The organism is Peteryoungia aggregata LMG 23059 (genome assembly GCF_030814435.1).
In the GTDB taxonomy this organism is placed as follows: Bacteria; Pseudomonadota; Alphaproteobacteria; order Rhizobiales; family Rhizobiaceae; genus Allorhizobium; species Allorhizobium aggregatum.
On record NZ_JAUSUW010000007.1, the window covers coordinates 81,246 to 93,483 of the forward strand.

The 12,238-nt window shown below is 60.8% G+C and carries 14 protein-coding genes; 6 read left to right on the plus strand and 8 right to left on the minus strand.

Annotated elements, in window-relative coordinates; translation table 11 throughout:
* Nucleotides 1–293: 293 nt before the first annotated feature.
* Both clpX and J2045_RS13420 read right to left on the minus strand, forming a co-directional pair.
* Nucleotides 294–1,571 (minus strand): ATP-dependent Clp protease ATP-binding subunit ClpX, encoded by a 1,278-nt coding sequence (gene clpX, locus J2045_RS13415; RefSeq protein ID WP_166602104.1) that lies wholly within the window; start codon nucleotides 1,569–1,571, stop codon nucleotides 294–296.
* 287 nt (nucleotides 1,572–1,858) lie between these two features.
* On the minus strand, nucleotides 1,859–2,494 hold the full coding sequence (locus J2045_RS13420; RefSeq protein WP_307373511.1) for an ATP-dependent Clp protease proteolytic subunit: 636 nt from the start codon (nucleotides 2,492–2,494) through the stop codon (nucleotides 1,859–1,861).
* Nucleotides 2,495–2,852: 358 nt separating this feature from the next.
* On the opposite strand from J2045_RS13420, the gene J2045_RS13425 reads away from it, so the two are divergent.
* Both J2045_RS13425 and J2045_RS13430 read left to right on the plus strand, forming a co-directional pair.
* Nucleotides 2,853–4,097: a GGDEF domain-containing protein gene (locus J2045_RS13425; protein WP_307373513.1), complete on the plus strand. Its 1,245-nt coding sequence runs from the start codon at nucleotides 2,853–2,855 to the stop codon at nucleotides 4,095–4,097.
* A 49-nt stretch (nucleotides 4,098–4,146) separates the two neighbouring features.
* Nucleotides 4,147–5,391: a cytochrome P450 gene (locus J2045_RS13430; protein WP_307373515.1), complete on the plus strand. Its 1,245-nt coding sequence runs from the start codon at nucleotides 4,147–4,149 to the stop codon at nucleotides 5,389–5,391.
* On the opposite strand, the gene J2045_RS13435 is transcribed toward J2045_RS13430, so the two are convergent.
* Nucleotides 5,381–6,364, minus strand: coding sequence for a helix-turn-helix transcriptional regulator (locus J2045_RS13435; RefSeq protein WP_307373517.1), 984 nt, complete (start codon nucleotides 6,362–6,364; stop codon nucleotides 5,381–5,383). The two genes, J2045_RS13430 and J2045_RS13435, sit on opposite strands and share 11 nt — an antisense overlap.
* A gap of 119 nt (nucleotides 6,365–6,483) precedes the next feature.
* On the opposite strand from J2045_RS13435, the gene J2045_RS13440 reads away from it, so the two are divergent.
* The gene (locus J2045_RS13440; protein ID WP_307373519.1) at nucleotides 6,484–7,143 is read left to right on the plus strand and encodes a glutathione S-transferase family protein; all 660 of its coding nucleotides are present in this window, start codon (nucleotides 6,484–6,486) and stop codon (nucleotides 7,141–7,143) included.
* Here the strand turns inward: J2045_RS13440 and J2045_RS13445 are convergent.
* Nucleotides 7,140–7,484 carry a cupin domain-containing protein gene (locus tag J2045_RS13445; protein ID WP_307373522.1) on the minus strand — a complete coding sequence of 115 codons (345 nt, stop codon included), beginning with the start codon at nucleotides 7,482–7,484 and terminating at the stop codon, nucleotides 7,140–7,142. The two genes, J2045_RS13440 and J2045_RS13445, sit on opposite strands and share 4 nt — an antisense overlap.
* A gap of 54 nt (nucleotides 7,485–7,538) precedes the next feature.
* Complete coding sequence (locus J2045_RS13450; protein WP_307373524.1) at nucleotides 7,539–8,825, minus strand: O-acetylhomoserine aminocarboxypropyltransferase; 1,287 nt, start codon at nucleotides 8,823–8,825, stop codon at nucleotides 7,539–7,541.
* A 169-nt stretch (nucleotides 8,826–8,994) separates the two neighbouring features.
* On the opposite strand from J2045_RS13450, the gene J2045_RS13455 reads away from it, so the two are divergent.
* Nucleotides 8,995–9,426, plus strand: coding sequence for a DUF6455 family protein (locus J2045_RS13455; protein ID WP_307373526.1), 432 nt, complete (start codon nucleotides 8,995–8,997; stop codon nucleotides 9,424–9,426).
* A gap of 4 nt (nucleotides 9,427–9,430) precedes the next feature.
* On the opposite strand, the gene J2045_RS13460 is transcribed toward J2045_RS13455, so the two are convergent.
* Nucleotides 9,431–9,862, minus strand: a complete 432-nt coding sequence (locus J2045_RS13460; RefSeq protein WP_307373529.1) for a CoA-binding protein — start codon at nucleotides 9,860–9,862, stop codon at nucleotides 9,431–9,433.
* Nucleotides 9,863–9,980: 118 nt separating this feature from the next.
* Here J2045_RS13460 and J2045_RS13465 point away from each other — a divergent pair, with 118 nt between their 5' ends.
* Entirely contained in the window at nucleotides 9,981–10,319 is a 339-nt protein-coding gene (locus J2045_RS13465; protein WP_307373531.1) for a hypothetical protein, read from the plus strand.
* A gap of 15 nt (nucleotides 10,320–10,334) precedes the next feature.
* On the opposite strand, the gene J2045_RS13470 is transcribed toward J2045_RS13465, so the two are convergent.
* Complete coding sequence (locus tag J2045_RS13470) at nucleotides 10,335–10,799, minus strand: CoA-binding protein (protein WP_166602093.1); 465 nt, start codon at nucleotides 10,797–10,799, stop codon at nucleotides 10,335–10,337.
* Between the two features lie 114 nt (nucleotides 10,800–10,913).
* Nucleotides 10,914–11,345 (minus strand): VOC family protein, encoded by a 432-nt coding sequence (locus J2045_RS13475; protein ID WP_166602092.1) that lies wholly within the window; start codon nucleotides 11,343–11,345, stop codon nucleotides 10,914–10,916.
* Nucleotides 11,346–11,772: 427 nt separating this feature from the next.
* Here J2045_RS13475 and rplM point away from each other — a divergent pair, with 427 nt between their 5' ends.
* Entirely contained in the window at nucleotides 11,773–12,237 is a 465-nt protein-coding gene (rplM, locus tag J2045_RS13480; protein ID WP_102021316.1) for a 50S ribosomal protein L13, read from the plus strand.
* Nucleotide 12,238: the final 1 nt, after the last annotated feature.

The following is a 12,238-nucleotide window of genomic DNA, read 5'->3' on the forward strand; positions in this document are numbered from 1 at the left end:
TGACAAACCTTGCCGTCATTCACAGTAGCGATCGGACCTGATGCGAAGCATGCGCACCACTTCGTCGCCTGCAGGCGGCCGGGCGGCACGAGGTTCGATCGGAAACGCGATTACGCTAGGCAACGACGCAGAACACAGGCGTTAACTGTCGGTCAAGTTCTAGCCCAATCCCCGAGCCTGACAACAGCCGATTACGGTAAATTAGGCGATCCGGACGGGAAAACCACAGCGAGCCACAAAAAGAAAGAGCCCGCCGATTGGGCGGGCTCTCCAGGTCATTGATGCAGAAGGGCTCACGCCGAAGCGTTGGCTTTCTCTTCCTGGCGATCGGCATAGATGTAGAGCGGGCGGGAATTGCCGTTGACGACGTCGTCGGAGATGACGACTTCGCGAACGCCTTCCAGTTCCGGCAGTTCGAACATCGTGTCGAGCAGGATCTTTTCCATGATCGAGCGCAGGCCGCGGGCACCGGTCTTGCGGGTGATCGCCTTGCGGGCAATCTCGCGCAGTGCGTCCTCGTGGAAAGACAATTCCACGTCTTCCATCTCGAACAGGCGCTGGTACTGCTTGACGAGCGCGTTCTTCGGTTCCGACAGAATCTGGATCAGGGCGTCCTCATCCAGGTCTTCGAGCGTTGCCAGGACCGGCAGACGACCGATGAATTCCGGGATCAGGCCAAACTTGACCAGGTCTTCCGGCTCCAGCTCGCGCAGAACTTCGCCGACACGGCGATCTTCAGGCGAGGTCACCGTCGCGCCGAAGCCGATCGAGGTTTTTTCACCGCGCGCCGAGATGATCTTGTCGAGACCGGCAAATGCACCGCCGCAGATGAAAAGGATGTTCGTCGTATCGACCTGCAGGAATTCCTGCTGCGGATGCTTGCGACCGCCCTGCGGCGGAACCGACGCGACCGTGCCTTCCATGATCTTCAGCAGCGCCTGCTGGACGCCCTCGCCCGACACGTCGCGGGTGATCGAGGGGTTGTCCGACTTGCGGCTGATCTTGTCGACTTCGTCGATGTAGACGATGCCGCGCTGGGCGCGCTCGACATTGTAGTCGGCAGCCTGGAGGAGCTTCAGGATGATGTTTTCAACGTCTTCACCGACATAACCGGCTTCGGTCAGGGTCGTGGCATCCGCCATGGTGAAGGGAACGTCGATGATGCGGGCCAGCGTCTGGGCAAGATAGGTCTTGCCGCAACCGGTCGGGCCGACGAGCAGGATGTTCGACTTCGCCAGTTCGACATCGCCGCCCTTGGAGGCGTGCGACAGGCGCTTGTAGTGGTTGTGCACGGCCACAGACAGGATCTTTTTCGCCTGCTTCTGGCCGATGACGTATTCGTCGAGGATCTTGATGATGTCCTGCGGCGTGGGAACGCCGTCACGGGACTTGACCATCGAAGACTTGTTCTCCTCGCGGATGATATCCATGCAGAGTTCGACGCATTCATCGCAGATGAACACCGTCGGTCCAGCAATCAGCTTGCGGACCTCGTGCTGGCTCTTGCCGCAGAAGGAACAATAAAGGGTATTCTTGGAGTCACCGCCGTTGCTTCCGCTGACTTTGCTCATGTCTTTATCCTTCCAGCACGCCGCGCCACCGCAGTCACGGCAGGGCGGTCACTCACACTGTTCGGCTCCTGCCACCGCCGTTTGCGGGAACCTCTTCCGATCGGGAGCTACTAGCCGATCCGGACCTGTCCGGAGCGGCGGCAACGAAAACTCCCAGTCTCGTCAGACTATGTCACAAAGATTCAACATAGCCTTAATCTCACTATTAGCGCTTTCGCGACGACTTGAAACCCCAGATGCCATCACAAGCTGCGGCGCCGCATGGCGCCGCGCTCGCTGGCACCGGCTCAAGCCGACGGCGCCACGCCTTCCATTTCGGCGCGCGAGGTCAGGATACGGTCGATCAGACCCCAGTCCTTGGCTTCGCTCGATTCCATGAAGTGGTCACGATCAAGCGTATTCTCGACTTCGTCATAGGTCCGGCCGGTATGCTTGACATAGACCTCGTTCAGACGACGCTTCATCTTAATAATGTCACGAGCGTGGCGCTCGATGTCGGATGCCTGCCCCTGGAAGCCGCCGGACGGCTGATGGACCATGATCCGCGAGTTCGGGGTGGCAAAACGCATGCCCTTCTCACCGGCGGCGAGCAGCAACGAGCCCATCGACGCAGCCTGACCGATGCAGAGCGTCGAGACGGCCGGGCGGATGAACTGCATGGTGTCGTAGATCGCCATGCCAGACGTAACGACGCCGCCGGGCGAATTGATGTAGATCGCGATTTCCTTCTTCGGGTTTTCGGCCTCAAGGAAGAGCAACTGCGCGCAGACGAGCGAGGCCATGGTATCTTCGACCGGGCCCGTCAGGAAGATGATCCGCTCCTTCAGCAGTCGGGAGAAGATGTCATAGGAGCGCTCGCCACGATTGGTCTGCTCCACGACCATCGGCACCAGAGCGAGGGCGGTATCAACGGGATTTCTCATGTCGGTCCTTTTTCAGCCTCTCCCCGGCACACCGGGTGGCGGGAATCACACAATTCTCTGTCAATCCCTACATAGAGTGTCCGCACCATGACATTCAAGACGCGAGCAAGGGATATCCTTAATGCTCGGAAGCCGAGCCGGAGCCGAAGACGCAGAGGATTCCGGCCAAAGCGCGGCAACGACGACCGAACGGCGCAACACTATTCACAAGAAGATCCTAAGATGGTGAAGTTTCGGTAATGATCCGCAGGTCCAGAACGAAAGACCCCACGAAGCGCAAGGAGATCCTAGGGACTGATTAACCTGTCGGGCGCATTCTGGCACGATACTTTATGAGTTTGATTCAGGAATTTGCATAGTGATCGACGTGAGAACGGCGTTTTTGCTCTGGGTCATCCAGGCTGGCACGCTGGCCATCCTCCTCCTGGCCATCTGGCTTCATGCGCGTGAGCAGAGGTATCACCTGTGGTTCGGGCTCGGCTTTGCCCTGCAGGCCATTGGGCTCGGCATGGTCGCGTTACGGGACCAGATCCCGGATTTCCTCTCGATCCAGATCGGCAACGTGCTCTCGCTCCTGGGGTTCGTCTGCTGGGGCAAGGCGATGTGCTCTTTCGACGGTCGGCGCACGCCCCCGTACATCGCCCTGCCTGCCGTCATCTGGATTCTGGGCAATCTGGTTCCGCAGTTGCGGGCAGAATTGGGGTATCGCATGGCGATCTATGACGTCGCGGCAGCGGCCGGTCTCGGGACTCTCGGCCTCCTGGCCCTGAAAGGCAGTTTCAGCACGCGGCGCTACAGGGTAATGCTCGCCACCGTCTGGTTCCTCCAGGCCGGCGCCTGTCTGGTCTTCGCCTATCTGGCGACCCGGATCATGCCGCAGACCTTCAACGAGATGACACTTGCCGTCGCGGTCAGCATTGTCGGGCTGGTGTCCTTCGTCACCGCGATGACGCTGATCGCCAAGATGATGATGGACAGGTCGGAAGAACGGCTGCAGGCCCTCGTTCGCACCGATCCGCTGACGGGCGCCCTCAATCGGCGGGGGTTCACCGAAGCCTACCAACAGCTCGTCGATTCCGCCCCTTCGGCCGCGCTCAGCCTGCTGATCTTCGATCTCGATCATTTCAAGCGGGTGAATGACGTCTACGGGCACCAGGTGGGTGACCGGGTCCTTCTGGAATTCGCCGAGATCTGCAAGTCGCTGCTGCCGCAACGGGGCGCCTTCGGCCGCACCGGAGGCGAAGAATTCGCGGCGGTCCTTGCGGTCAGCGAAGCGCGCGATGCGGCGCTTTTTGCGGAGACGGTGCGGCTCGCGCTGGCGGAACGAAGCATCGAAACGGACACCGAGACGATCCACGTCACGACCAGCATCGGGATCTCCGTCTCCGCGCTCGCAGCTGCGGATCTCAAGAAGATGATGAGCCAGGCCGATGCCGCGCTCTATGCGGCCAAGGCGCAGGGCCGAAATCGAACCTCCGTCAAAGCGGGCGCCATCGTGGTGACTGTTCCACCCGAGCGCGCCGACGACTTCGACCAGCAGGCCGACCGGCAAGTGGCGATCCTAAAGCGCATCGCCGCCGTCGCCAACAATCTCCACGACTGAGGGCCCACCCTCCCCTTGCGGATCGGCGCGCAGGGGCTAAACAGAAGACATGACACAGACATCCTTCCTCTCCATCGACCCCGCCACGCGCCGCGTCTCGCTCGACGCCCGCGACCCTGCCTTCTACAGCGATCCGAACCGCACCTATGCGGCCCTGCATGCGGCCTGTCCGACCTTCTACTGGGAGGAGCAGAAGCAGTGGTTCTTTACCGGCTACGACCACGTGAACATGCTTTTGCGCGACCGGCGCTTCGGCCGGCAGATCCTGCATATCGCGACACGCGAGGAGCTTGGCATGCCCGAGCCCGCTGCCCATACACGGCATTTCGACAAGGCCGAGGAGCATTCGCTGCTCGAAATCGAGCCGCCTGAGCACACGCGGCTTCGAACCCTGGTCAACCGCGCCTTCGTCTCGCGCCATGTGGAAAAGATGACGCCGGAGATCGAAGACCTCGCCAATCGGCTGATCGATGGTTTCGAGAAGGATGGCAAGACAGAGCTTCTCTCGACATTCGCCGATATCATCCCGGTGACCATGATCGCCCGGATGATCGGCATTCCCGAGGAGATGGGACCGCAGCTCCTCAAGTGGAGCCATGACTATGTCGGCATGTATATGTTCAAGCGCAGCCGCGCCGACGAAGAGGCCGCCGATCGCTCGGCAAAAGAATTCGCGGATTACGTTCGAACTGTTATCGCGGAGCGGCGGGCCGAACCGCGCGATGACCTCTTGAGCCACATGATCCACACAGAGCACAAGGGGCAGTTCCTCACCGAGGACGAGCTGATCTCGACGACCATCGTGCTGCTCAATGCCGGCCACGAGGCGACCGTTCACCAGATCGGCAATTCGGTGCGCGAGATTCTGCAAAGCGGCATTGACCCCGCGACGCTGTTCACCGACGAGAAGACGACCGAGCGCACCGTCGAGGAAACGCTTCGGATCTGCGCGCCGGTGCACATCTTCCAGCGCTGGTGCCTGGAGCCCTGCGAGATAGACGGCGTCCCCTTCCAGCGCGGCGACAAGGTGAGCATGATCCTGGCGGCTGCCAATCTCGATCCGCAGAAATTCTCGGCCCCGCTGACCTTCAAGCCGGGTCGCGACGAAGGGGCAAACCTTTCCTTTGGCGCCGGCATCCATTTCTGCATCGGCGCGCCGCTCGCCAGGCTCGAGCTCAACATCGTGCTGCCGCTGCTCTTCAAGCGCTTGCCGGGCCTGAAGATCGCAGAGACGCCCAAGGTCAAGGACGTCTATCATTTCCACGGGCTGGAGCGGCTCGACCTCACCTGGTGAGGTCGGGCGTTTCGCCGTAGCGCGCCATCAGGGCTTCGATCGCCCGCCGCATGGCGAACCGCAGTTCCGGCGGGTCGATCACCTCGACCTCCGTGCCGAGCTTCAGCATCTCGGACACGGCCATACGCTCATGCGCCACGGGCAGGTGGATCGTCCGCCAGCCCTGCTCGTCGGGGTCACCGATGAATTCGAGATGGGCGCGGACGTAAGGCGGCGCCATGTGTTCGATCTCCTTCAGGCCCCAGGGCGAGAGCCGGATGATCGCCCAGTTCGGGTAGAGCTCAAGTTCGAGCCGACGCGTGTTTTCGTTCCAGTATTCTGCGAGATCGAAATCTTTCGGCCAGTCGAAGCGCTCTTCTGTGACGATCAGATCCAGGACACGGGAAATGCGATAAGTACGTGGCGTGTCGTCGACCCGTGCGACGAGATACCAGGCGCCGCCTTTCATCACGATGCCGAGCGGTTCGGCCACACGGTTCTTTTCCGCCGTCCACGAGCGGTAGCGCATGCGGATGCGCTTGGAATTCCAGACCGCATCGGCAATGGCCTGCAGGTAGACCGGCTGATCGCCTTCCGCGAGCCAGGCGGGTGCGTCGAGATGGAATTTCTGCTGCATGCGCCGCGCGCTTTCGCGCAGATCCTCGGGCAAGGCGGCGGTCAGCTTCTTCTGCGCTCCGGCCATCAGGGATCCCAGGCCGAGATCGGCAGCCGCACCCGGAATGCCGGACAGAAACATGGCCTCGGCCTCGGCAGGGGTGAGACCGTTCAGGCGAACGCGATAGCCATCCAGCAGCCGGTAGCCACCGTCGGAGCCGCGTTCGCTGTAGACCGGGATACCTGACAGCGAGAGGGCATCGATATCGCGGTAGATGGTGCGCACCGAGACGTCGTTTTCCTCAGCCAGCGCCTCGGCGGTCACCAGCCCCTTCGCCTGGAGGGTCGTGAGTATGTTGATGAGCCGGCTCGCCCGCATCGGAAAATCTCCCTTTCGACCATCATGCTAAACCAACCTGACACAATCTGACAGGTATGACGGCGCATTCTCCCTTCGTCGCCTCAAGGCGCGTCCAGTTTGAAAATGGGAGACTTCCAATGAGCAAAGACCATCAGATCACCCTCTTCTACTCGCCCCAGACCCGCGCCACCGGTGTGCGCGTGCTGCTGGAAGAGCTCAAGGTGCCCTACGATCTGCATGTCCTGAACATGAAGACGGGCGAGCAGCGCCAGCCGGCCTATCTGGCGATCAATCCGCTCGGCAAGGTGCCTGCGGTGCGGGTCGGAGAAACGCTCATCACCGAGCAGGGCGCGATCTACCTCTATCTCGCGGACCTCTTCCCCGAAGTGGGTCTTGCCCCTGCCCTGTCCGATCCGGATCGCGGCGCCTATCTGCGCTGGCTTTTCATCTACGGCAGTTGCTTCGAGCCGGCGGTTGTGGATCGTTTCATGAAGCGCGAGCCGGGATCGCTGAACGAAACGCCCTATGCCAGCTATGAATCGCTGATCGACATGCTGGACGATGCCTTGAAAACCGGCGCGTATCTTCTCGGCGACCGCTTCACGGCAGCGGATCTGCTCTGGGGGATCGCGTTGCGCTGGACGACGACGTTCGGTCTTGTCGAGGCGCGCCCGGCTTTTCAGGCCTATATGGCGCGCATCGACGATCGCGCGAGCATCCAGAAGGTCTCGGCCGAGGATGTCGCCATGGCAGCAGAACACGAGGCGGCGGCGGCCCTGCTGAAGGCCGCGAGCTAGAGCCGGATGACATAGTCCTTGCGAGTCGTTTCAAGCACTTCCCAGGTTCCCTTGAAGCCGGGTCTGAGGATCAGGCGGTCGCCGGCCGTCAAATGAACAGGCTCGCCGCCGTCCTCGGTAACGACAGAATGGCCTTCGAGAATGTGGAAGTATTCCCATTCGTCGTAGGAGATCCGCCACTTGCCGGGAGTCGACTGCCAAATGCCGGCATAGACGCCGCCTTCGGCTTCCTCGATGTTCCAGGTGGTGAAGCGCGGATCGCCCGAAATCAGGCGGTCGGGGGCGGGAGCCCCCTCTTCCGGCGTGACGGTTGAGGGATCGAATGGCAAGGCAAGGCTCATAATGCTCTCCGAAATGAGGGGCGGCGCTGTCCGTATAGCGCCGCCTTTGGATTGTCAGGCCGAGGCCAGAGCCTGTTCGAGATCGGCGATGATGTCTTCTGCATCCTCGATACCAATAGACAGGCGCACGACGTCAGGTCCGGCACCGGCGGCGATCTGCTGGGCTTCGGAGAGCTGCGCATGGGTCGTCGACGCCGGATGGATGATCAGCGACCGGGTATCGCCAATATTGGCGAGATGCGAGAAGAGCTTCAAGCCACCGACCAGCGCCTTGCCGGCTTCCAGCCCGCCCTTGATGCCGAAGGTGAAGACAGAACCGGCGCCCTTCGGCGAGTAGCGCTTCTGCAAAGCGTTGTTCGGATCGTCGGCGAGGCCGGCATAGTTGACCCAGGCGACCTTCGGGTGGCTCTTCAGCCAGGTTGCGACCTTCATGGCGTTGTCGCAATGACGCTGCATGCGCAGCGGCAGGGTTTCGATGCCGGTCAGCAGCAGGAAGGCGTTCATTGGCGCGATGGCAGGGCCGAGGTCACGCAGGCCGAGAACGCGGCAGGCAATGGCGAAAGCGAAGTTGCCGAAGGTCTGGTGCAGGACGACGCCGTTGTATTCCGGGCGCGGCTCGGACAGCATCGGATATTTTCCAAGCTTAGCCGACCAGTCGAAGGTGCCGCCATCGACGATGACACCGCCCATCGAATTTCCGTGTCCGCCGAGGAACTTGGTGACAGAATGCACGATGATGTCGGCGCCGTGTTCCAGCGGGCGGATGAGGTAAGGGCTCGCCATGGTGTTATCGACGATCAGCGGCAGACCGTGGCGATGGGCGACCTCTGCGATGGCTTCGATGTCGACGAAGGTGCCGCCGGGGTTTGCAAGGCTTTCGATGTAAACGGCCTTGGTCTTGTCATCGATCTGGGCTGCGAAGCTTTCCGGATCAGCGGGATCGGCCCAACGGACCTGCCAGCCGAAATTCTTGAAGGCATGGCCGAATTGGTTGATCGAGCCACCATAGAGCTTCTTCGCCGCGACGAAGTTGTCACCGGGCTGCATCAGCGAGTGGAAGATCAGGAGCTGGGCCGCATGACCGGACGCAACAGCAAGTGCTGCGGTGCCGCCTTCGAGAGCCGCAATTCGCTCTTCCAGAACGCCCTGGGTGGGGTTCATGATGCGGGTATAGATATTGCCGAACTCCTTGAGAGCAAAGAGATTTGCGGCATGGTCGCTATCGTTGAAGACGTAAGCCGTGGTCTGGTAGATCGGCGTGATGCGTGCGCCCGTGGTGGGGTCCGGCTGGGCGCCGGCATGGATGGCAAGCGTGGCGAAACCCGGATTGTTCTCCGACATTATTTGGTCCTCCCTTTTTTGACTTCGGGCCGGATCATAATCAGTCGCCGACCGATGTCAGCCCGGATTATTCCAAAGTGAAGGAGTGATCGGGAAATTCATACTTGATCGAGGTCAATGCGACTGCGCTCGCCCATGGCATCCTTCATCGGAGTTGAAGGAGAGACCAATGACACTCACGATCGCCGATCCGGTCCGCCACACCGTGCAGCAAATCCTCTCCTGGTTCGCCCAGGGTTTCGAAACCGCAAATGAGGGCGACATGCTTGCTGCCTTGTCCGATGCAGAGGTCGAGGCGCTCGCCGAGGATTGCGGCATCAGCGCCCATCAACTGCTGGCTCTGGTGAAGGCCGGCCCGCATGCGGCCGATGAAATGCCGGCCATGATGCGGGCGCTCAATATCGATGCGGCAAAAGTCGAATACCGGATGCGCCGGGTGTTCCGCGACATGCAGATCACCTGTGCGCAGTGTCAGTCCAAGGACACCTGCCGCCGGGATTTGCAACAGGGCAAGGCCGAGCAGACCTTCGTGGAGTATTGCGGCAATGCCGAGACGCTGAACGCGCTGCGGGTCAATCCCGACCTCCTGATCGACGCTTAAGTCGTCAGAGACCGAGCCTCGGGATTTCGATCGCCGGGCAGCGATCCATGACCACGCGGATGCCGGCCTCTTCGGCCGGCTTGACGGCTTCATCGTCGCGCACGGAAAGCTGGCCCCAGATGACCTTGGGGCGGTTCGGCAGCGCAAGCGCTTCGCTCACGACTTCGCCGAGATATTCCGGCGCGCGGAAGACGTCGACCATGTCGATCGCCTCCGGAATATCGGCCATCGTTGCGTACACTGTCTGGCCAAGGATCTGCTTGCCGGCCTGCCCCGGATTGACGGGAAACACCCTGTAGCCCTTCGACAGCAGAAACTGCATGACACCGAAGCTCGGGCGATCCGGCTTCGGTGACGCGCCGAGAAGCGCGACAGTCTGCACCGAGCCGAGGATCGCCTTGAGGTCTTCCGCGCTATAGTCATCGTGATCGGCCATCTGCATCTCCTCTTTTGTCGTCGCATGAGGGATAGATGGTGTCCCGCGCGGCGGCAACAAGACAGGGAACCGCAGCGCCCGCCCATACGTTGACCGACCACCGAAAGAGAGGACCGCCATGCGCCCGACCCCGCTTGCCATCATGGCCATAGCCGCAGCCATGTTCGCTGAGCCGGCGCTCGCGATCTCACGCTACAATTCCGCTGCGCTGACCTGCGATCAGGTGCGCCAGCGCGTGATCAACGAGGGCGCCGTCATCCTGCGCTATCCCTCGATAAGGGTGAAGGGCATGACACTTTACGATCGCTACGTCACACGCAATGCGATGTGTGATCCGCATGAATATGCCGAGCGTGCCTATGTCCCGACGCGGGATGCCGATCGCTGCCCTGTCCTGAGCTGTCAGCCCTTTGATCCCGAGCCATACCGCTTCGGCAAGCCGATCATACGGTTCTGACGGCCGGGCCCCTGCTCACGCAGCGTTACCCTGCGCTGCCGGAGCGTGCAGGCGTTCGTAAACGAGCGGATATTCGGAGACGAGCGCACGGTTCATCACCACCTTGATGCCGGCGGCCTCGGCCTTCGCGGCGGCTGCATCGTCACGAATGCCGAGCTGACACCAGATCGCGGCCGGGCGCGGGGCCAACGCCAGGACTTCATCAACGATCCTGTCGAGATTCTCGGCGCGCCGGAAGACATCAACGAGATGAACAGGTTCGGGGATCTCTGCAAGCGATCCGTAGACCCGCTGGCCAAGAATGAGTTCACCACGATGCAGCGGATTGACGGGGAAGACGCGATAGCCCTTGCCGAGCAGGAACCCGGAGATCCAGTGGCTCGGACGCTTGTCGTCCCTGGACGCGCCCACCACGGCCACATTCTTGGCCGTCGCGAGGATGTCGGCGAGATAGCTGTTCTGATAGGTGTCATGGTTCATGGACGTTCCTCCCGGCCCGCGAGGGCCTCTGGTCTACCCGTCCTTCTTGTCCCACGGAAAACCTAGCAAACCCCGGTTAACAAGGTCACCGCAGGATCGTTCAAATGCCGCGGATCAGTCCGGAAGTATGACATGCCCGTGTTCGTCCTGCGGAAAGAAGGGATTGAAGGCGATTTCCCAGAGGTGGCCATCGGGATCGGCGACATAGCCGGAATAGCCACCCCAGAACACCTTTTGCGGGGCCTTGATCAGGGTGGCGCCGCAGGACACGACGAATTTGACCACAGCATCGACACCGATCTCACTCGACACATTGTAGGCGAGCGTGACACCGGCAAAGCCTGCGGGCGTGTTCTCCACATGGGCATCCTCAGCGAGGCTCGCCCGGGAGAACAGGCCCAGTACCGTGCCCTTCAGTTGAATGAAGGTGATGTTGTCGTTGGACGCTGACGACTTTGCCCAACCGAGGCGCGCGTAGAATTCTGTGCTTCGGCCGACATCCGAAACGCCGAGCGTGATGATCGAGATTCGACGTTCGAGAGACATGGCTTCCTCCATCCGATGCGACCTGCCGTTACGTTCGTATTATGTTTTCATTATGTTCAGGCGAATATTAGGAAACCCATAGGTTGCGATGGATTAATTGGCACACTCATTCCATTTTCCATCGCTGGTGAAATGAAAATACTTTCACTTTTTGCTGCCTGATGGCTGGCGACCACGCAGGATTCCCGCGTCGTCGGATGCGGTAAAATAATACCACACTCCTAAGCTATTGATATTCAACGCCCATTCGAAAGCCTTGGCGCAACGGCTCATCTTGACGTCCTCGCACGCGGACACTATACCCCTCAGCGGAACGCGGCCCTTTAGAGCTGCCTTCTTTTTGCGTCGAAAACGGCGCTTACAAGCAACAAGAAACGCCTGCAGTTTCCTTTCAGGGGACAGCAGGATCACACGGAAAGAGACCTCAATGTCTACCTTCGTTCAGAAGCCTGCAGAGGTGGAGAAGAAGTGGATCCTCATCGACGCCGAAGGGCTCGTTGTCGGCCGCCTCGCCACCATTATCGCCATGCACCTGCGTGGCAAGCACAAGGCCACCTACACCCCCCATGTTGACGACGGCGACAACGTCATCGTCATCAATGCCGAGAAGGTCGTTCTGACCGGCAAGAAGTACTCCGACAAGAAGTACTACTGGCACACCGGTTATCCGGGCGGCATCAAGGAGCGTACGGCTCGCCAGATCATCGAAGGCCGCTTCCCGGAGCGCGTTCTCGAGAAGGCCGTCGAGCGCATGATCCCGCGTGGCCCGCTCGGTCGTCGCCAGATGAAGAATCTGCGCGTCTACGCCGGCGTCAACCACCCGCATGAAGCCCAGCAGCCCGTCGCTCTCGACGTCGCTTCGCTGAACAGCAAGAACACAAGGAGCGCCTAAG